Origin of the sequence: Streptomyces sp. NPDC006544 (assembly GCF_040611715.1) — a bacterium.
Lineage (GTDB): Bacteria > Actinomycetota > Actinomycetes > Streptomycetales > Streptomycetaceae > Streptomyces.
Window position 1 is genome coordinate 25,399 of the sequence record NZ_JBEXOV010000017.1, and the last position, 20,360, is coordinate 45,758.

Genomic DNA, 20,360 nt, shown 5'->3' on the forward strand with positions numbered 1-20,360 from the left:
GAGCACGACCCCCAGGAGTCATGGCGCACGCGGGGGAGGCCCCCGCGGGGCGGGCCTCCGAGGCCCGCCGCCATGCCAGGGGGTGAGCTCTTGTCTTCGGTTCACAATGCCGGTGTGCCGACACTGATCGGCTCGGTACAAAGGGCGTTGAGGCTGCTGGAAGCGGCGGGTTCCCATAGCGAGGGGGCCCCCGCGAAACAACTGGCACGCGAGGCCGGGCTCCCGCTTCCCACCGCGTACCACCTGCTCCGCACCCTGACGCACGAGGGCTACCTGCGCCGGGAGAGCGGGGTCTTCTTCCTGGGGGATGCCGCAGGCAGGCTGGCCGGTGGCGGCCTCCAGCAGAAACGTCGCAGCATGATCCTCGACTCGCTCGCGCACTTCCGCGACGCGGTCGGGGCCCCCGTCTACTTCGCGGTCTACCGTGAGGGTGAAATCGAAGTCGTGGGCGTATCGGACACTCCGGCCAATCCGGCCTGCGAGGAGTGGGCCGATTTCCGCGAGACCGGCCATGCGCACGCCATCGGGCAGTGCCTGCTCGGCCAGCTCGACGAGAAGACCCGCAAGGACCATTTCGACCGGCATCCGGTCGAGGCCGTCACTCCCTACACGGTGGCGGACCAGCACGCTCTGGAGCAGCGGATCGGCTCCATGGAGCGGATGCAGCCGGTGACGGAGAGGCAGGAGTACGTCCTCGGCACGGTGTGCGCGGCCATCCCGATCACCGCCGGCGACACCGCCGCGACCATGGCGATTTCTCTCCCCCTGCACCAGGAGAATCGATTGCTGTATGTAGTCGATCGACTACGGAGTGAAGTAGGCGCGCTGTTGAGTACCCTCTCGTTCTCTATCAGTATCTGAAAACTCACTCCTTGTGATCTGCATGCGCTTCCACCACTCTTGTCAAGAGGCGCTGGGGGATCATTCCTGGCCACTTCCACTACAGCGGGGTAGGCAATGCGCGATTCGGTACAGGCAGAGGTCATGATGAGCTTCCTCGTTTCCGAGGAGCTCTCGTTCCGGATCCCGGTGGAACTCCGGTACGACGCTCGTGACCCCTACGCAGTCCGCCTGACCTTTCACCTTCCGGGAGACGCGCCGGTGACCTGGGCGTTCGGCCGGGAGCTGCTTCTCGACGGCATCAACAAGCCGTGCGGTGACGGCGACGTCCACATCGCCCCCACCGATCCGGAGGAACTGTGCGACGTCCACATCCGGTTGCAGGTGGGCTCGGACAGGGCTCTCTTCCGTGCGAGCGCGGCGCCGCTGGTCGCCTTCCTCGACCGCACCGACCGAATCGTTCCGCTCGGTCAGGAGCGCAACCTCGGAGACTTCGAGGAGAACCTCGACGAGGCGCTCGACAAGATCCTCGCCGAATCGCAGCAGAACGAGCAGAACGCGGGCTGACCGCGCCGAGCAGCACGCCCCACCACACGGACCGCAGCGCCGGGACCGACACCGTGGGGGCCGACACCGTGAAGACCGCACCACGGAGCGGCGCGCCGGCACGCCGAGTGCTCCGGACCCGCCGTGCCGTACGACGGACCGCGCCCGCGACCTGACCGCCCGCGCCCGCCGGTCCGCCGATCAGTGCTCGCCTCTCACCTCTTACCGCTCACCGCTTGCGGCGGCGGCCCCGGCCGCCGCGCAGCGGACCCGCGGCCACTGCGGCTGCCGGCGACGGCGATTCCGCCCGGTCGGCGGAGACCACGAGGGCGGCCAGTGCCGTCGTCACGGGAACCGAGGCCACCAGTCCGATCGAGCCCACGAGGGTCCGTACGATCTCCTCCGCGACCAGCTCGCTGTTGGCCACCGAGCCCATGCTGCTGTTCGCGATCGAGAAGAGCAGCAGGAGCGGCAACGCGGCGCCCGCGTAAGCCAGAACCAGGGTGTTGACCACCGAGGCGATGTGGTCCCGACCGATCCGGATGCCTGCTCGGTACAGCTGGCGAGGGCCCATCGACGGGTCGGCCTGGTGGAGTTCCCAGACGGCCGACGTCTGGGTGACCGTCACGTCGTCGAGTACGCCGAGCGATCCGATGATGACACCCGCAAGCAGCAAACCGCTCATGTCGATGTGCGGGTAGAGCCCGTGGATCAGCCCGGTGTTGTCGTCGGTGTTTCCGCTCAGGAACGCCCAGTCGATGAACGCCGAGCCCAGCACGCCGATCAGCACCAGCGAGACGATGGTGCCGAGGACCGCGACCGAGGTGCGGGCGGTCAGGCCGTGGCACATGTAGAGCGCGATCAGCATGATCGCGCTCGCCCCCACCACCGCCACGACCAGCGGATTCGAACCCTGAAGGATCGCCGGCAGGATGAAGAGGGTCAGTACGCCGAAGCTGACGACGAGTGCGATGAGCGCGAACACCCCGCGCATCCGCCCGACGAGGACGACCGCGAGGGCGAAAATGCCGGCCAGTACGGCCATCGGGAACTTACGGTTCACGTCGATCACGGAGTACTGGAGGTCGCGGGGCGCGTCCGGGGCGTAGGCGACCACCACTTCCTGGCCCTTCGTCAACTGCCGCGGTGCGCCGGGCTGGACGATCTCGACGAACGCGCGGCCCTTGTCCGGACCGGTGCTCACCTCGACCGTGGCCTTCTTGCACGCGCCCGTCTGCTCGGCCAGGGCCTCGCGGCCCTCGGGCGTGGAGGTGTCCCCGGTGGCCGGCACCTGTGCGGCATTCACCGATTTACAGTCGACCTGCTGGATCGAGACGACCTCGCCCTGCTGGGTCTGGCGGTCGAAGCCGACCCCGGAACGTTCGTGGGCCGGGGCACCGCCCGGCCAGAGCACGGCCATGCCGATCACGACGGCGGCGGCGAAGGGGATCAGTACGGCCGCGATCACCTTGCGCAGGTGCTTGGAGACGGGGGCCGCCGGTCCGTGGCTGTGGGAATGCCCGTGGGAGTGCCCGGATGCGTGGCCGGGCGCATGTCCCGACGGGTGTCCGGGCTCCGCGTGCGGGTGTTGGAGGTGGCCGGTGTGACCATCGGGATCTGTGGGCTCGGTGAGGGGCTGCGGCGAGGACGTCACCGGCCGATCATCGCAAGAGATGAGGGGGCCCACTGTTCAGCACGCCACAGATGACGCTAGCGTGGGGGCTACTTTGCACAACGCGGGAGCTCGGAGCACCGGGCTGAGAGGGCGCTGATCACCGTTCGCACATGAAGATGCGTACGGGAGGAGGCTGCGTCGACCGCCGAACCTGTTACCGGGTAATGCCGGCGTAGGGAGATTAGGTCACATGACCATTCAGGACGCACACACGCCTGCCGTCAGCCAGGACGCCGACGGCCAGACCGAGCGCCAGCCCGGCTGGCACAAGGGATATGTGGCGGGCTCCCGCCCCGACATCCGGGTGCCGGTTCGCCAAGTGCATCTCACCAACGGCAAGGACGTGACGCTCTACGACACGTCCGGTCCGTACACCGACCCGCAGATCGAGACCGATGTGCGCCGGGGCCTCGCGCCGCTGCGCGAGAACTGGATCATCGGCCGCGGCGACACCGAGGAATACGCGGGCCGCCCCGCGCGCCCCGAGGACGACGGCATCAAGCACACTTCGCCGCGCGGTGGTCTCAAGAACCTCGACGCGGTGTTCCCGGGCCGTCCGCGCCAGCCCCGCCGGGGCCGGGGCGGGGCCGCCGTCACGCAGCTCGCGTACGCCCGCCGGGGCGAGATCACCCCGGAGATGGAGTACGTCGCGATCCGCGAGAACGTCTCCCCCGAGGTCGTCCGCGAGGAGATCGCCGCAGGCCGCGCGGTCATGCCCGTGAACGTGAACCACCCCGAGATCGAGCCGATGATCATCGGCAAGCGGTTCCTGGTGAAGGTCAACGCCAACATCGGCAACTCCGCGGTCACCTCCTCCATCGAGGAGGAGGTCGACAAGATGACCTGGGCGACCAAGTGGGGCGCCGACACGGTCATGGACCTCTCGACGGGCCGCAACATCCACACCACCCGCGAGTGGGTGTTGCGCAACTCCCCCGTCCCGATCGGCACCGTGCCCCTGTACCAGGCGCTGGAGAAGGTCGACGGCCGCGCCGAGGACCTGACCTGGGAGATCTACAAGGACACGGTCATCGAGCAGGCCGAGCAGGGCGTCGACTACATGACGGTCCACGCCGGCGTGTTGCTGTCGTACGTCCCGCTGACCGCGCGCCGGAAGACGGGCATCGTCTCGCGAGGCGGTTCGATCATGGCCGCGTGGTGCCTGGCGCACCACAAGGAGAACTTCCTCTACACGAACTTCGAGGAGCTCTGCCAGATCCTTGCGACGTACGACGTCACGTACTCGCTGGGTGACGGACTGCGCCCCGGTTCCATCGCGGACGCCAACGACGCGGCGCAGTTCGCGGAGCTGAAGACACTGGGCGAGCTGAACACGATCGCCAAGCGCCACCACGTGCAGACCATGATCGAGGGCCCCGGGCACGTCCCGATGCACAAGATCAAGGAGAACATCGACCTCCAGCAGGAGATCTGCGAAGAGGCGCCGTTCTACACGCTTGGCCCGCTGACCACGGACGTCGCGCCCGCTTACGACCACATCACTTCGGGCATCGGCGCGGCGATGATCGCCTGGTGGGGCACGGCGATGCTCTGCTACGTCACGCCCAAGGAGCACCTGGGCCTGCCGAACCGCGACGACGTGAAGACCGGCGTCATCACCTACAAGATCGCCGCGCACGCGGCGGACCTGGCCAAGGGCCACCCGGGCGCCCAGGAGTGGGACGACGCCCTGTCGGACGCGCGGTTCGAGTTCCGCTGGGAGGACCAGTTCAACCTGGCCCTCGACCCGGACACGGCCCGCTCGTTCCACGACGAGACCCTCCCGGCCGAGCCGGCCAAGACCGCGCACTTCTGCTCCATGTGCGGTCCGAAGTTCTGCTCGATGAAGATCTCGCAGGACATCCGGCGCGAGCACGGCGGCGACCTGAAGGCGGATGAGATCCAGGCCGGCATGGCGGAGAAGTCCGCGGAGTTCGCGGCCTCGGGCAACCGGGTCTACCTGCCGCTGGCCGACTGACCGGTCGCCTGCCCGAGCCGAGCGCGGCGTCCCGTGGCCCCGGGGGGAGTCACGGGCCGTCGCGCTTCGCCTTTCACCGCCGGTCCGCGGAGGAGGCTTGTGCTGGAGTGTGCTCCAGCTCCTACAGTGCGCATCCATGAGCATGCGATACCGAATTCTGGGTGGGACCGGCATCGAGGTCAGCGCGCATTGCCTCGGGACGATGATGTTCGGGGCGGTGGGGAATCCCGATCACGAGGAGTGCGCACGGATCATCCATGCCGCGCTCGATCACGGGATCAACTTCGTGGACACCGCGGACATGTACTCAGCCGGTGAGTCCGAGACGATCGTGGGCAAGGCCCTCAAGGGCCGGCGGGACGATGTCGTACTCGCCACCAAGGTGCATTTCCAGATGGGCGAGGGCCGCAACCGCAGCGGGAACTCACGGCGCTGGATCGTGCGCGAGGTCGAGGACAGCCTGCGGAGGCTGGACACCGACTGGATCGACCTCTACCAGGTGCACCGACCTGATCAGGGAACGGACGTCGAGGAAACCCTGTCGGTTCTCGGCGATCTGGTGCGGGCGGGAAAGATACGGGCCTTCGGTTGCTCCACCTTCCCGGCCCAGGAGATCGTCGAGGCGCATCACGTCGCCGAGCGGCGGGCCCTGCCGAGGTTCCGCACCGAGCAGCCGCCGTACTCGATCCTCGCCCGCGGGATCGAGACCGACGTACTGCCCGTGGCCCGGCGCTACGGAATGGGCGTCCTGACCTGGAGTCCGCTCGCGTCGGGGTTCCTGAGCGGTAAGTACCGCCTCGGTGGTGACGTCGATCTCACCTCCGGGCGAGCCGCGCTGACGCCGGCCCGCTTCGACCCCGCGATCCCGGGCAATGTCGCGAAGCTGGAAGCGGTGGAGCAGCTGGTCGAACTCGCCGACTCCCTCGGCTGCACGCTTCCGGAGCTGGCCGTGGCCTTCCCTCTGGCCCACCCGGCCGTCACGTCGGTGATCATCGGTCCCCGGACCATGGAGCAGCTGGAGGCCCTGGTGAAGGGCGCCGGGCTGGTCCTGGAGGACGCGGCTCTTGACCGGATCGACGCGATCGTGGAGCCCGGCCGGAACCTGTACCACCCCGATGGAGCCTGGCGCCCGCCGTCGCTGACGGATGTCGCACAGCGCAGGCGGGCGTTGGCAGACCGATCCGCCGGCTAGCTCTGGCCCGCGGCCGTGGACCGCTCCGATGTTTCACGTGAAACAGGGACCGATGTTTCACGTGAAACGTGGCTCGCCGCGAAGCCGCGATTGACTTCCGTCTGACGGCGGTAGAGCTCCGGCAGGTCGGGTAGGGCGAGCAGACGGTCGCAGGCGTAGAGCGAGGCGGCCATGTCGCCGACCCAGTAGGCGGTGATGGAGTGCTCGAAGAGCAGCCCCCACCGGTACACCCAGGGCTGGACGAAGAGGAGGTCATCCGGGACCGGCTGGTCCAGTACGGCCCGGGTGATCGCGTGCGCGGTGTGGTGGCGGCCCAGGAGCCGGAGCCTGGAGGCGAGTTCGTAGCAGGCTTCCAACCGGACGGGCCGTGACTCCCAGGCTCGGGTGAAGGCGTCCATGGCAGCGGGCCAGTCGCCGGACTCGCCGTGCAGGAAGCCGACTTGGAGCAGGGCGTAGTAGACCTCCTCGTTCCACCCGCCCATGGAGGCGCGACGCTCGTAGAGCTCGATGGCGCCGGCCGCGTCGCCCATGTCACGACGTGTCTGAGCGAGGTAGAAGACGGTGCGGGAGTTCGAGGGGTCCCGTTGGAGCTCGGCTCCGAGCAGACGGGCGTCCCGCTCGAACTTGTCGTGACGGGAGCCGCCGTCGGCGTGGTCCTCGATGGCCAGGACGTCCAGGTTCTCCTGCACTCCCGGCCGCTGGTCGTTCTCGTCGCGGCGGTCGCAGGTGAGGTACTCGTGGGTGACGCCCTCGTACCGCCAGGGCAGGTCGCCGCGGACCAGACGCTTGATCCGGTACTCGGTCTCACCTTCGTGGCGCAGCATGTAGGAGTGTGCGGTGAGCGGGGGCAGCGGGCCGGTGCGGCGCAGGACGAGGTCGGCGTCGAGGAGCAGCAGATAGTCCGCCTTCCCCCGGGCGTGCCCGATATTGAGGCTTCGGTTGTGCCCGAAGTTGACCCAGGGCTCCTCGTGGAGTTCCCCCGGGATCCCGCGCAGTGCGTTGCGGATGAGGTCCTGGGTGCCGTCGGTGGAACCTGTGTCGGAGATGACCCAGGTGTCGATGAGGTCCCGCACGGAGTCGAGGCAGCGCTCGATGACGGCGGCCTCGTTCTTCACGATCATGCAGAGGCAAATGGTCGGCTTCACGGCGGCCGACCCTAGGGACGCCCCCCGGCCGGGCGGGTGCGGCACGCCGGTGCGGACCCGAGTGGCCCTGCTCCTGACCGCCAAGTGGCGGTGTTCACTGGGCCGTTCCACTGACCGGCGGGCGAGCCGGGCGTCCTCCTGGTGTCGCGTTCCTCAGGATGTCCCAGCGGAGCCCGGTCACGCCAACGGACTTCGCAGATCCATTCGATCCGGTGTGCGCGAGGAGCGGTAAATGAATCTTGAGAACAAGGTCCGTACGTACCTGGGGCCCTTGCCCCGGCGGGCCGGTTGGCTGGCGGGAGGCACGCTCGCCTCGGTGGCGCTGGTGCTGGCGGGGATGGTGTCCCCGGCGGTCGCGCTGACCGGCGCACCCGAGGGCCCGGACGACTGCAGAACGGTGCAGCGCAAGGCGGACGGCACCCCGGCGCCAGAGACGGTGGCCGGGACCGGGCAGCTCGCCCACGGCGACGACGACTGCAACGTGGGTCCGACCGGGCCGCGTGGCCCGCGCGGCCCCAAGGGGCCGACCGGCCCGCGCGGCGCCACCGGCCCCACGGGCCCGCGCGGTGCGACCGGTGCCACGGGCGCCACCGGTGCGACCGGTGCGACGGGCGCCACCGGTACCGCGGGCCCGTGCTCCGACATCGACTCGTACAACCCGAACGCGGCCACGCAGATCAACGCCGTGCTCACCGGCGGCAAGGCCTACGCCGGTATCCGGAGCAACACACCCACCATCGCGCCGTTCACCTGGTACGACCTGACGAACGGCGGTACACCGCCGGGGACCTTCCCGGCCGGGGCCTGCGCCATCTCCGTGGGCGCCCAGGCCAACCTCGTCTCGATCGAGGTCCTGACCACCAGCAATCTGATCTACGAGACCACCTGCAACCCCGGTGTGGTGATGGGCAATCCGGTACTCGCGTGCACCAAGACGTGGAGCCAGATCAACCCCGTCAGTACGGCCACGCTTCGGGGCAAGTTCCGCCAGACGCCCGACGAAGCCAACTACCGTGCCAAGGCCGTCAAGAACATCGACGCGTCGGAACTTGCGGAAGCCAACTGAGGGTCACTCCGGCTCGGTCTCCGGGCCGCCGAAGTCCGGGCTCGTGAAGTCCGGAGACGCGTAACCGGGACGGGGACCCTCTGAAGGGGCCCCGGGGCTGGTGAAGTCGGGCCGGGAGTATCCCAGGTTGGGGATGCGCCCGGCCCCCGGCGTGCGGGGGGTCGGGTACGAGGTCACCGCGCTCGGATCGGCCAGCGCGTCCCGCAGGAACGGAATGATGCCGCGCTCCAGCAGAGCGTTGCGCCAGGCCTCCCGGGCCCGTGACACCTCGTCGGGTGCCGCCTCGGTCTCGTCCGCCACCACCTCGGTGGAGCTGTTGCGGACGGCCGTCACCAGCAGCCCGATCACGGCGAACAGCAGCGCGGCGGCCGTGAGTCCGCCGAACAGCCAGCCCGCCGTGAGCATGGTGTCGGCGAACGCCGGTTCGGGTTCGATCATCTTCAGGACGTAGCCCACCAGCAGGAAGATCAGCATGGCGGTGCCGGCCAGGACCGGCGCGAGGACCGCGACCACGGCGCTGACGCCCGCGCCGCCCCCCGCACCCTGCCCGCCGTCCTCTTGCGCGGTCGTTCCGGGCGTGGACAGGATCTCGTCCTGCCGCTCCTTGCGGATCTTCACGTAGTGCTCGTACTCGGCGGCGGCCGCGGCCACCAGCAGCGCGCTGGCACCCATGGCCATGGTGCGCAACTGTTCGGCGTTCAGCCGTTCGCCCAGGGTGGCGAGCTCGGGCCGGTCGTTCGCGGCGCGCAGCGCCTCGTCGAGGAGCCGATCGAACTCCGGGCGGTCTTCGGTGAGCAGGTGCGGAGCGCTGGTCATGTGCATCCCCCGATGCTCCGTGGAGGCCGGTATGCCCGCGTAGACCCGGGCGCCGGCACAAACGGAGGAGAGCCTGCTGCGGATAGAGCGATGGTAGAGCGCCCACGCCGTACGGTGACAGGGGCTTTCCGGAAATACCCTGCTCCGGCGAACCTCAGTCGTTCAACGGCAGTTGTACGACGAGTAGTTTGCCCGCCATCGTCACGCCGCCGTCCATGGCGATGGCCAGGCCCTGCGCGTACACGTGCGGGCCGACGACCTCCGGGCCGCGCGAGTCGTCGCCGTCCTCGGAGCCCACTTCGCCCAGCAGGTACGGGATGGGGCTGTGGCCGTGCACGACGCGCGTGCCGCCGTAGGTGCCGAGGAGTTCACGGACGGCTTGCGGGCCCGTCTCCTCGCTGCGGAAGGCGAAGCGCTTGGTGAACTTGCGGAACAGGTCCCAGGTGATGTCGGCGTCGTTGCGGTTGAGGAGCTCGTGGATGGTGTCGTTGACGTCCTCGACGGAGTCGCCGTAGTCGAGGTAGGCGGTGGTGTCGGAATGGAGGAGCAGGTGGTCGTCCACCAGGACGGCCGCGTCCAGTCGGGACATCCACTGCAGGTGGACGTCCTGGAGGCGCTCCATGTCGGTGCGCTGGCCGCCGTTGAGGAGCCAGGCCGCCTGGAACGTGGCGGTGCCGGCGCCGGAGACGATCGGGGTGTCGCCGAACCGCTTGGCGCCGATGAGGAGCAGCTCGTGGTTGCCCATGAGCGCCTTGCAGTAGCCGCCGGCGGCGGCGGCCTCGGCGGAGAGCCGCATGACGAGGTCGATGACCCCGATGCCGTCGGGGCCGCGGTCGGTGAAGTCGCCGAGGAACCAGAGCCGGGCATTGCCGGCGGACCAGTTGAGGTCGGCGTCGATGAGCCCCTGGGCCTGGAGCTCGGCGACGAGTTCGCCGAGGTAGCCGTGGACGTCGCCGACGACGTAGAGCGGGCCCGGGCCGTCGGCCACGGAGTCCTGGGGGACGTACTGGACCTGGACGGTGTCGCCGGGTCCGCCGAGGGGCGGGCGGACGATGACGGGCAGGTCCCGCTGGGTCGGGGTGTAGTCCTCGAAGCCGGCTTCGCCGGGGGAGTGGGCCGGGGCGGGCTCGGGTTCGGGGGCGCCGCCGTTCGCCGCGGGGTTCGTGGTGGCGTGCGGGCCGACGCCCGCGGCCGTGGCCGTCCCCGTGGCCGCGGCTGTGGCGTACGGGGCTTCGTAGCCGTATCCGTATCCGTGGCCCTGCTGCGCGGGCACGGTGGGCGGGTTCTCGTAGTAGGCGGGGTAAGCGCCGTAGACGGGGGCGTCGGCGGGCAGTCCGGCGATCACCGACGTCGTCCCGGCCTGTGCGCCGTGCACGGCGGGCGGGGCGGGTTCGACGACAGGCAACCGGAAGTCCCGCTGTGTGTCCGTCCGCACCGCGGGTCCTTGACCGGCCCCCTGAGTCATCGACCCCTCCACCACCGTCGCGCTGCCGTACACCTGCGGACCCTCCTGCCTCCAGGGCCAAGGGTCCGTGATGTCGTGCGCCCATCATAGGAATGCAGCTCGCGCTCTGTGACGCACCAGGGGTGGTGAATCCTGGTCGGAGCTGCTTGTTCCTACCAATTTCTCCCGATATCGGTGTTGCCGGGATCCGCGGCGGGGCCGGTTGGCCCCGCCGTTGGCCGGCGTGGTGGTCGGTCGGGGGCGTCGGGGTGGTCAGTCCTGTGCCGGTGAACGGGGCGGGCTGACGGTCGTTCTGGGCTGCCTGCGCTGGGAGGAGGTGCGGATGATCAGCTCGGTCGGGATGACCTGTTCGACGGGACGCCCCGTGTCGACACCCTCGATGGCGTCGATGAGCAGTTGTACGACGGCGGTGCCGATGCGGCGCGGTTTGAGGGACAGGGTGGTGATGGGCGGTTCGGTGTTGGCGTACACGGTGGACTCGCTGCAGCACACGAGCAGCAGGTCTTCCGGGACGCGCAGGCCGTAACGCCGTGCTGCGGCGAGCAGGTCGGTGCCGTTGGGGTCGAAGAGCCCGTACACGGCGTCGGGCCGGTCGGGGCGGGCGAGCAGCCGGTCGGCCGCGACGGCGCCGGCGCACGGGTCGTGGGCCGGGTAGGACTCGTAGACGGGATCCTGGCCCACGCGCTCGCACCAGCGGAGGTAGGCGGTGGTGGAGAGACGGGTGTAGGTGTCGGTGGTGGTTCCGGTCAGCAGCCCGATGCGGCGGGCGCCGGCGGCTGCGAGGTGGTCGAGGAGGCCCAGTACGGCGGCTTCGTGGTCGTTGTCGACCCAGGCGGTGACCGGGAGCGACCCGGCCGGGCGGCCGTCGGAGACGACGGGCAGGCCCTGGCGGACCAGCTCGGTGACGACGGGATCGTGGTCGGAGGGATCGATGACGACGGTGCCGTCGAGGGCCACATTGGACCAGACGTCGTGTCGGGAGGTGGCGGGAAGGATGACGAGGGCGTAGCCGCGGGCGAGCGCGGCGGAGGTGGCGGCCCTGGCCATCTCGGCGAAGTAGGCGAATTCGGTGAAGGTGAAAGGTTCATCCCCGTACGTGGTCACGGTCAGGCCGATGAGTCCCGACTTGCCGGTACGGAGGGTGCGGGCCGCCGCGGACGGGCGATAGCCCAGCCTGTCGGCGACTTCGCGCACGTGGCGGCGGGTGGCGTCTGGCAGCCGCCCCTTGCCATTGAGCGCGTCGGAGACGGTTGTGATCGAGACGCCCGCCGCGGCGGCCACGTCCCTGATGCCGGCCCGGCTCTGTCGGCCGGCGGCCCGTCGGGTGGTCTCGGTCCGGCTCACCTGATGCTTCCCTGCTGCTGTCATGGCGAGCCGATAGTAGGGCGCTGTGGGCAGGGTGGTCCGGGTGCATATGCAGGCGTTGACAGGCACGTTTCTGCATGGTTCGCCACCCCGAATGACCTTGGAATTGCAGGTATTGGGAGGTCGAGGGTGGGGCGGCCGCTTGTCGTCGGGTCCGTGCATGCCAAAACGGTGAGGTCTCGGATCGATTCCAACTCACCTGTACGAGGGACGCGCGCCACGGCGCGGGCCACCGGCGTGCGCATATATGCGTGCGCTCTCCCGCATTCCTGGCGCCCGCCGTTCTCGGATGGGCGGAATCCTCATAAGGTGAGGAGCATTGAGTCGACGGCGACGTCGTACGGGACGGTCGAGGAGGACCTGCGGTGAGCGAGAAGAGCCCGAAGCTGCGCGCCGAGCTGGACGGCATTCCCACCTACAAGCCCGGGAAGCCCGCTGCTGCGGGTGGTCCCGTGGCGTTCAAGCTGTCCTCGAACGAGAACCCGTACCCGCCTCTGCCTGGGGTGCTGGAGAGTGCGGTCGCCGCGGCCGGCCACTTCAACCGCTACCCCGACATGGCGTGCACGGGTCTGGTGAACGAGCTCGCCGACCGCTTCGGCGTGCCGGTGGAGCACATCGCCACGGGCACCGGATCGGTCGGGGTCGCGCAGTCGCTGATCCAGTCGACGGCGGGCCCCGGCGACGAGGTGATCTACGCCTGGCGGTCCTTTGAGGCTTACCCGATCATCACCCAAATCTCGGGTGCGACCTCCGTCAAGGTCCCGCTGACCGACGGGGACGTGCACGACCTGGACGCGATGTTCGAGGCGATCACCGAACGGACCCGGCTGATCTTCGTCTGCAACCCCAACAACCCCACCGGCACCGCCGTACGGCGTGCCGAGCTGGAGCGGTTCCTGGACCGGGTGCCCTCCGACATCCTGATCGTCCTCGACGAGGCGTACAAGGAGTTCGTCCGCGACGTCGAGGTGCCGGACGGGCTCGAGCTCTACCGCAGACGCCCGAACGTCGCCGTGCTGCGTACGTTCTCCAAGGCGTACGGCCTCGCGGGCCTGCGCGTCGGCTTCGCGGTGGCACACGAGCCGGTGGCCGCCGCGCTGCGCAAGACGGCGGTGCCCTTCGGTGTCAGCCAGCTCGCCCAGGACGCGGCGGTGGCCTCGCTGAGGGCCGAGGACGAGCTGATGGGCCGTGTCGGCGCGCTGGTCGGCGAGCGTGCGCGGGTCTACGGCGCGCTGCTGGCGCAGGGCTGGACCGTGGTGCCGCCCACGCAGGCCAACTTCGTGTGGATGCGGCTCGGGGAGCGGACCGCGGACTTCGCGGCGGCCTGCGAGAAGGCCGGTGTGGTGGTCCGGCCCTTCGCCGGCGAGGGCCTGCGGGTCACGATCGGCGAGCCCGAGGCCAACGACCTCTTCCTGCACACGGCGGAGGCCTTCTTCAAGGAGTTCTAGCGGGGCTCGCCGCGCGGGAGCGGGCGGAGCGAGGAACTGGCCTGGCCGCAACCCTTCGCCGAGGTGTTGCCGCTAGGCCAGTTCCACGCGGACGGGGTCGCCGTCGCGGACGGTGGCCAGCAGGCGGGGGTCGCCGTCGAAGGAGCCGAGCACGTTGCACGGGCTCGCCAGGCGGCTCTCGCCTCCGCGGGAGATCGGGGTGGGGCCGTAGGGGAGGGCCAATGCGTCGCCCTCGGTCCAGAAGGCGACGGTTCCGGGCTCGACGACCTGCTGGGCGTCGTGCTCGAGTGCCACGCGGACGCCGGTGTCGAAGTAGACCTCCTCGCCCCAGGTGTTCGCCGAGGCGGAAACGGGGAGGGCTGCGGCCAGTGCCGCGGCGGTAGGGGTCTCGTCGAGGGTCGCGGTGAGGTGGCCGGCGGGCCACAGGATTCGAATCTTCATGCCATGAATTCAACAATCTGTTGAATATTTTCGCTAGAGGCACCCCCCCTGAAAGATGCCGGAACCCGTGCGACATAATGCTTGTGAATGTGAACGCGTTCACAAGCGTGTCCTGCTTCCTCCCGTATTGATGGGGACGCAACAGGCAAACCGCGGCTGTGACCACGGCGACACGAAGGAGACGACGACGTGGACCTAGCTCTGGCGCCAGAGACCCTGGCGCGATGGCAGTTCGGTATAACCACCGTCTATCACTTCCTCTTCGTTCCCTTGACGATCTCGCTGGCCGCGCTCGTCGCGATCCTGCAGACCGCCTGGGTGCGTTCGGAAAAGGAGAAGTACCTCAGGGCCACGAAGTTCTGGGGCAAGCTCTTCCTGATCAACATCGCGATGGGCGTCGTCACGGGGATCGTCCAGGAGTTCCAGTTCGGCATGAACTGGTCGGACTACTCGCGGTTCGTCGGTGACGTCTTCGGAGCACCGCTGGCCTTCGAGGCCCTCATCGCCTTCTTCTTCGAGTCCACGTTCATCGGCCTGTGGATCTTCGGCTGGGACAAGCTGCCGAAGAAGATCCACCTGGCCTGCATATGGATGGTCTCGCTCGGCACCGTCCTCTCCGCGTACTTCATCCTCGCGGCCAACTCCTGGATGCAGCACCCGGTCGGCTACCGGATGAACGAGGAGCGCGGCCGGGCCGAGCTCACCGACTTCTGGCTGGTGCTCACCCAGAACACCGCGCTGACCCAGTTCTTCCACACCATGACGGCGGCCTTCCTGGTCGGCGGCGCCTTCATGGTCGGCATCGCGGCCTTCCACCTCGCCCGCAAGAGACACGTCCCGGTGATGCGGACCTCGCTGCGTCTCGGCCTGGTCGTCATGATCATCGCCGGACTGGGCACGGCCATCAGCGGAGACCTGCTCGGGAAGGTGATGTTCAAGCAGCAGCCGATGAAGATGGCCGCCGCCGAGGCGCTGTGGGACGGCGAGGCGCCCGCGCCCTTCTCCCTCTTCGCCTACGGCGATGTCGAGAAGGGCCACAACAAGGTCGCCATCGAGATCCCGGGACTGCTGTCCTTCCTGGCCAACGACGACTTCACCTCGTTCGTCCCGGGCATCAACGACGTGAACAAGTCCGAGCAGGAGAAGTTCGGGCCCGGCGACTACCGGCCCAACATCCCCGTCGCCTACTGGGGCTTCCGCTGGATGATCGGCTTCGGCATGGCCTCCTTCGGCGTCGGAGTGCTGGGGCTGTGGCTGACCCGGAAGAAGTTCATGCTCCCTCCGGGGCTGCGCACCGGCGAGAACGAGGTCCCGCACCTGGTCCTCTTCAAGAAGGCGCTGAGCCCCAAGTTCACCCACTGGTACTGGCTCGTCGCGCTCTGGACCATGGGCTTCCCGCTGATCGCCCAGTCCTGGGGCTGGATCTTCACCGAGATGGGCCGCCAGCCGTGGGTGGTCTACGGAGTCCTGCGGACCCGGGACGCGGTCTCGCCGAACGTCTCCCAGGGCGAGGTGCTCACCTCGATGATCGGCTTCACGTCCCTCTACGCCGTGCTCGCGGTCATCGAGGTCAAGTTGCTCGTGAAGTACGTCAAGGCCGGCCCGCCGGAACTCACGGAAGCCGACCTCAACCCGCCCACCAAGATCGGTGGGGACGACAAGAACCCCGACCGGCCGATGGCCTTCTCTTACTGAGGCTGGGGAGACCACACCATGCAACTCCACGACGTCTGGTTCGTGCTCATCGCCGTCCTGTGGATCGGCTACTTCTTCCTGGAGGGCTTCGACTTCGGAGTCGGCGTACTAACCAAGCTGCTGGCCCGCGACCGCAAGGAGAAGCGGGTCCTGATCAACACGATCGGACCCGTCTGGGACGGCAACGAGGTCTGGCTGATCTCGGCGGCCGGCGCGACGTTCGCCGCCTTCCCCGAGTGGTACGCCACCCTCTTCTCCGGCTTCTACCTGCCGCTGCTGATCATCCTGGTCTGCCTCATCATCCGGGGTGTCTCCTTCGAGTACCGCCACAAGCGGCCCGAGGACAGGTGGCAGACCAACTGGGAACACGCGATCTTCTGGACCTCGCTGATCCCCGCGTTCCTGTGGGGCGTGGTGTTCGCCAACATCGTGCGGGGCGTGAAGATCGACCAGCACAAGGAGTACGTCGGAACGTTCCTCGACCTGCTCAACGGCTATTCGATCCTCGGCGGGCTCGTCACCCTCACCCTGTTCACCTTCCACGGCGCGGTCTTCACCTCGCTCAAGACGGTCGGCGACATCCGGGTCCGCTCGCGCCGGCTGGCCATGCGGCTCGGGGTGGTGACCGCCGTCCTGGCGCTCGCCTTCCTGATCTGGACCCAGGTCTCGCGCGGTGACGGCTGGAGCCTGATCGCCATGGCCGTGGCGGTCCCGGCACTCGTCGGGGCCCTCGCCTTCACGTTCGCGGGCCGGGAGGGCTGGGCGTTCGCCCTGTCGGGGGTCACCATCGCGGCCGCCGTCGCGATGCTCTTCCTGACGCTGTTCCCGAACGTCATGCCCTCCTCGCTGGACGACGCCTGGAACCTCACGGTCACCAACGCCTCGTCCAGCCCGTACACCCTGAAGATCATGACCTGGCTCGCGGCGGTGATGACTCCGCTCGTCCTGCTCTACCAGGGGTGGACGTACTGGGTGTTCCGCAAGCGCCTCGGCACCCAGCACATCGCCGACTCGCACTGAGCCCGATCCTGCCGGCCGGTCCGTCCGGCCCCGTCCACTCCGTTCCGATCCTGCCTGGGAGATGTTTCACGTGAAACCGATCGACCCGCGCCTGCTCCGGTACGCCCGTTCCACCCGCCTCTTCCTGGGGGCCGTGGTGGCCCTCGGGCTCGCCGGGGCGGGGCTGGTCGTCGGACAGGCGATGCTGATCGCCGAGATCGTGGTCGGCGCGTTCGAGGACGGACTGGACGGTCAGGCGCTCCGGACGCAGCTGCTGCTGCTCGCTGCGGTGGCGCTGGGCCGGGGCCTGGTCGCCTGGCTGACGGAGCTCGCGGCGCACCGGGCGAGCGCGGCGGTCAAGTCGGAGCTGCGCGGCCGGCTGCTGGAGCGGGCCGCGGACCTGGGGCCCGGCTGGCTGAGCGGACAGCGGACGGGGTCCCTGGTGGCCCTGGCCACGCGGGGTGTGGACGCGCTGGACGACTACTTCTCTCGGTACCTGCCCCAGTTGGGCCTCGCGATCGTCGTTCCCGTGGCGGTGCTCGCCCGGGTCGTCGCCGAGGACTGGGTGTCGGCGGCGATCATCGTGGTCACGCTGCCGCTGATCCCGGTCTTCATGATCCTGATCGGCATGGCCACCCAGGCCAGGATGGACCGCCAGTGGCGGCTGCTGTCGCGGCTGTCAGGGCACTTCCTGGACGTGGTGGCCGGACTGCCGACCCTCAAGGTCTTCGGCCGGGCGAAGGCGCAGGCGGAGTCCATCCGGAAGATCACCGATGACTACCGGCAGGCGACGATGCGTACGCTGCGCATCGCGTTCCTGTCTTCGTTCGCGCTCGAACTCCTGGCGACGCTGTCGGTGGCACTGGTCGCGGTGACGATCGGCATGCGGCTGGTGCACGGGGAACTGGACTTGTACACGGGGCTGGTCGTCCTGGTCCTGGCGCCCGAGGCGTACCTGCCGCTGCGCCAGGTCGGGGCGCAGTACCACGCGGCGGCGGAGGGCCTGGCCGCCGCGGAAGAGATCTTCGACGTGCTGGAGACCCCGGCTCCCGCGGAGGGCGGAACGACCGCGGTACCCGGCGCGGGGCTGCGGATCGAGCTCGACGGGGTGGCGGTCCGGTATCCGGGCCGGGACGAGGATTCCCCGGGACCGGTCTCGCTGACCGTCGCACCGGGCGAATGTGTGGCCCTCACCGGACCGAGCGGGTCGGGCAAGTCCACGCTGCTGCACGTGCTGCTGGGGTTCGTGGAGCCGAGCGCGGGCCGGGTCCGGATCGCGGGCGTGGACCTGGCGGAGCTGTCGCGGGAGCAGTGGCGGGAGCGGATCGCGTGGGTGCCGCAGAGGCCGCACCTGTTCGCCGGGACGATCGCGGAGAACGTACGGCTCGCGAGGGCGGACGCTCCGGACGAGGCCGTCGTCGTGGCATTGAAGGATGCCGGGGCGTGGGAGTTCGTACGGGCCCTGCCGCGGGGCGCGGACACCGTGCTCGGCGAGGGCGGTGTCGGCCTGTCCGCCGGGCAGCGGCAACGGCTGGCGCTGGCGCGCGCCTTCCTGGCGGACCGCCCGGTGCTGCTGCTGGACGAGCCGACCGCAGCCTTGGACGGGGAGACCGAGGCGGCCGTCGTCGAGGCAGTACGGCGGCTGGCGGTCGGACGGACCGTGCTGCTGGTGGTGCACCGGCCGGCGCTGCTGGCGGTCGCCGACCGGGTCGTGCGGGTCGGGGCGCGCCCGGCGGGGCCCGACCCCGCACAGCCCCTGCCCGCAGCCGACGCGGCGGCGCTGCCCGGCGGGGCCTCGCCCCGGCCGGGCTCCGCGGGTGTGCCGTCCGGTCCCGGCGAGTGGATCCTGGGGGCCGCGCCGGAGCGGGCGGCCGCTGAGGGCGGCGTCGAGGCGGGCGGAGCCGACCCGCTCAAGCGGGTGCGGGGAGTGGCCAAGGCCTGGCAGGGGCGGTTCAGGCTCGGGTTGTTGCTGGGGGCGCTGGCCGTCGGTTCCAGCGTGGGGCTGATGGCCGTGTCCGGGTGGCTGATCTCGCGGGCCTCCGAACAGCCGCCCGTGCTCTACCTGATGGTGGCGGTCACCGCCACGCGGGCCTTCGGCATGGGGCGGGCGGTCTTCCGGTACGCGGAGCGGATCGTGTCCCACGACGCCGTCCTGCGGATGCTCGCCGACCTGCGCGTCGGTGTCTTCCGGGGGCTGGAGCGCATCGCCCCCGCCGGGCTGCGCGCGCAGCGGCGCGGGGATCTGCTGACCCGGCTGGTCGCCGACGCCGACGCCTTGCAGGACTACTGGCTGCGCTGGCTGCTGCCCGTCGGCACCGCGGTGCTCGTCGGGACCGGCTCCGTGGCATTCACCGCCTGGCTGCTCCCCGAGGCCGGAGCCGTGCTCGCGGTCGGGCTGCTCGCCGCGGGCGTGGGGGTGCCGCTCGTCAGCGCGGTCTGCGCACGCCGTACGGATCGCCGACTCGCGCCCGCCCGGGGCGAGCTCGCCACCCGCGTGGCCGATCTGCTCACCGGCACCGCCGAACTGACCGTCGCCGGAGCCCTGACCGGACGCAAGGACGCCGCGAAGCGGAGCGACCGCACCCTCACCGGGATCGCCGCCCGCGCGGCTGCCGTCACCGGGCTCGGGAGCGGGCTGTCCGCCCTCGTGTGCGGACTGACCGTGGTGTGCGCCGCCGCCGTCGGTGCGAACGCTGTCGTCGGGGGCCGCCTGTCCGGGGTCGCCATGGCCGTGGTGGTACTGACCCCGCTCGCCGCGTTCGAGGCCGTCACCGGGCTTCCGCAGGCCGTCCAGTACCGGCAGCGGGTCCGCCGCAGCGCCGAGAGGCTCTACGAGGTCATCGACGCGCCCGTCCCGGTCGCCGAGCCGGAGCGGCCGCGGGAGCTGCCCGCCTCGCCGTTCCCGCTGCGGCTGACGGGGCTCACCGCCCGTCACCCCGGCCAGGAGCGTGACGCGCTGCGTGGGCTCGACCTGACGCTGGAGGCGGGCCGCCGGATCGCGGTCGTCGGAGCCTCGGGCGCGGGCAAGACCACGCTGGCCCAGGTCCTGCTGCGCTTCCTGGACCAGCACGAGGGCTCGTACACCCTGGGCGGGACCGACGCGCGCGCGGTCGGCGGAGACGACGTCCGCCGGTTCGTGGGCCTGTGTGCCCAGGACGCCCACATCTTCGACAGCTCGGTACGGGAGAACCTGCGCCTGGCCCGCCCGGGGGCGAGCGAGGCGCAGCTGCGGGACGCGCTGGCGGCGGCCCGGCTGCTGGAGTGGGCCGACGGGCTGCCGGACGGCCTGGACACCCTGGTCGGCGAACACGGCGAGCGGATCTCGGGCGGCCAGCGTCAGCGTCTGGCCCTGGCGCGGGCGCTGCTCGCGGACTTCCCGGTCCTCGTCCTGGACGAGCCGGCCGAGCACCTGGACCTGGCGACCGCCGACGCGCTGACGGCGGATCTGCTGGCCGCGACCGAGGGACGCACCACCGTGCTGATCACGCACCGGCTCGCGGGTCTGGAGGCGGTGGACGAGGTGCTCGTACTGGACCGCGGAGCCGTCGTACAGCGCGGGACCCATGCGGAGCTGGCCGCCGTCGAGGGGCCGCTGCGGCGGCTGCTGGAACGGGAGCGGGCCGTGGACGGGGTGCCGGCCGTGTGATGACCGAGCTCGACTTTCCTCGCTAAAGCGGACTAACTAGGCT

At 69.9% G+C, this 20,360-nt stretch carries 15 protein-coding genes and 1 riboswitch; of the genes, 9 read left to right on the top strand and 6 right to left on the bottom strand.

The features are described 5' to 3' along the window. Positions 1 to 72 precede the first annotated feature (72 nt). Together ABZY44_RS11120 and ABZY44_RS11125 are read left to right on the top strand one after the other, a co-directional pair. Positions 73 to 861, top strand: coding sequence for a helix-turn-helix domain-containing protein (locus tag ABZY44_RS11120; protein ID WP_356652256.1), 789 nt, complete (start codon positions 73 to 75; stop codon positions 859 to 861). Between the two features lie 96 nt (positions 862 to 957). Beyond that, a complete protein-coding gene (locus tag ABZY44_RS11125; protein ID WP_356652258.1) occupies positions 958 to 1,407 on the top strand; it encodes an SsgA family sporulation/cell division regulator in 450 nt (149 codons plus the stop codon). A gap of 208 nt (positions 1,408 to 1,615) precedes the next feature. On the opposite strand, the gene ABZY44_RS11130 is transcribed toward ABZY44_RS11125, so the two are convergent. After that, positions 1,616 to 3,073 (bottom strand): YibE/F family protein, encoded by a 1,458-nt coding sequence (locus tag ABZY44_RS11130; protein ID WP_356652261.1) that lies wholly within the window; start codon positions 3,071 to 3,073, stop codon positions 1,616 to 1,618. Between the two features lie 39 nt (positions 3,074 to 3,112). After that, positions 3,113 to 3,257: riboswitch (TPP riboswitch) on the top strand. On the opposite strand from ABZY44_RS11130, the gene thiC reads away from it, so the two are divergent. Then, entirely contained in the window at positions 3,252 to 5,039 is a 1,788-nt protein-coding gene (gene thiC / locus ABZY44_RS11135) for a phosphomethylpyrimidine synthase ThiC (RefSeq protein ID WP_356652263.1), read from the top strand. Its footprint overlaps the riboswitch before it by 6 nt. 142 nt (positions 5,040 to 5,181) lie before the next feature. Continuing rightward, a complete protein-coding gene (locus ABZY44_RS11140; protein ID WP_356652378.1) occupies positions 5,182 to 6,231 on the top strand; it encodes an aldo/keto reductase in 1,050 nt (349 codons plus the stop codon). Here ABZY44_RS11140 and ABZY44_RS11145 read toward each other — a convergent pair. Beyond that, on the bottom strand, positions 6,228 to 7,352 hold the full coding sequence (locus ABZY44_RS11145) for a glycosyltransferase (protein WP_356652265.1): 1,125 nt from the start codon (positions 7,350 to 7,352) through the stop codon (positions 6,228 to 6,230). The two genes, ABZY44_RS11140 and ABZY44_RS11145, sit on opposite strands and share 4 nt — an antisense overlap. A 256-nt stretch (positions 7,353 to 7,608) precedes the next feature. On the opposite strand from ABZY44_RS11145, the gene ABZY44_RS11150 reads away from it, so the two are divergent. Beyond that, on the top strand, positions 7,609 to 8,442 hold the full coding sequence (locus ABZY44_RS11150) for a hypothetical protein (RefSeq protein ID WP_356652267.1): 834 nt from the start codon (positions 7,609 to 7,611) through the stop codon (positions 8,440 to 8,442). Positions 8,443 to 8,445: 3 nt separating this feature from the next. On the opposite strand, the gene ABZY44_RS11155 is transcribed toward ABZY44_RS11150, so the two are convergent. The 3 genes from ABZY44_RS11155 to ABZY44_RS11165 all read right to left on the bottom strand — a co-directional run bounded on the left by ABZY44_RS11155 (position 8,446) and on the right by ABZY44_RS11165 (position 12,091). Continuing rightward, complete coding sequence (locus ABZY44_RS11155) at positions 8,446 to 9,264, bottom strand: hypothetical protein (RefSeq protein ID WP_356652269.1); 819 nt, start codon at positions 9,262 to 9,264, stop codon at positions 8,446 to 8,448. A 148-nt stretch (positions 9,265 to 9,412) separates the two neighbouring features. After that, complete coding sequence (locus ABZY44_RS11160) at positions 9,413 to 10,738, bottom strand: metallophosphoesterase (protein WP_356652380.1); 1,326 nt, start codon at positions 10,736 to 10,738, stop codon at positions 9,413 to 9,415. Positions 10,739 to 10,975: 237 nt separating this feature from the next. Next, positions 10,976 to 12,091 (bottom strand): LacI family DNA-binding transcriptional regulator, encoded by a 1,116-nt coding sequence (locus tag ABZY44_RS11165; protein WP_215021268.1) that lies wholly within the window; start codon positions 12,089 to 12,091, stop codon positions 10,976 to 10,978. A 362-nt stretch (positions 12,092 to 12,453) separates the two neighbouring features. On the opposite strand from ABZY44_RS11165, the gene hisC reads away from it, so the two are divergent. Continuing rightward, the gene (gene hisC, locus ABZY44_RS11170; protein WP_356652271.1) at positions 12,454 to 13,536 is read left to right on the top strand and encodes a histidinol-phosphate transaminase; all 1,083 of its coding nucleotides are present in this window, start codon (positions 12,454 to 12,456) and stop codon (positions 13,534 to 13,536) included. 72 nt (positions 13,537 to 13,608) lie between these two features. Here the strand turns inward: hisC and ABZY44_RS11175 are convergent, their stop codons facing one another. Then, complete coding sequence (locus ABZY44_RS11175; protein WP_356652273.1) at positions 13,609 to 13,977, bottom strand: cyclophilin-like fold protein; 369 nt, start codon at positions 13,975 to 13,977, stop codon at positions 13,609 to 13,611. 189 nt (positions 13,978 to 14,166) lie between these two features. Here ABZY44_RS11175 and ABZY44_RS11180 point away from each other — a divergent pair, with 189 nt between their 5' ends. The 3 genes from ABZY44_RS11180 (at position 14,167) to cydD (ending at position 20,317) form a co-directional block, all read left to right on the top strand. Next, on the top strand, positions 14,167 to 15,672 hold the full coding sequence (locus ABZY44_RS11180; RefSeq protein ID WP_356652275.1) for a cytochrome ubiquinol oxidase subunit I: 1,506 nt from the start codon (positions 14,167 to 14,169) through the stop codon (positions 15,670 to 15,672). Between the two features lie 18 nt (positions 15,673 to 15,690). After that, positions 15,691 to 16,692 carry a cytochrome d ubiquinol oxidase subunit II gene (gene cydB / locus ABZY44_RS11185; RefSeq protein ID WP_356652277.1) on the top strand — a complete coding sequence of 334 codons (1,002 nt, stop codon included), beginning with the start codon at positions 15,691 to 15,693 and terminating at the stop codon, positions 16,690 to 16,692. 70 nt (positions 16,693 to 16,762) lie between these two features. After that, on the top strand, positions 16,763 to 20,317 hold the full coding sequence (cydD, locus tag ABZY44_RS11190; RefSeq protein ID WP_356652279.1) for a thiol reductant ABC exporter subunit CydD: 3,555 nt from the start codon (positions 16,763 to 16,765) through the stop codon (positions 20,315 to 20,317). The last annotated feature ends 43 nt before the right edge of the window (positions 20,318 to 20,360 follow it).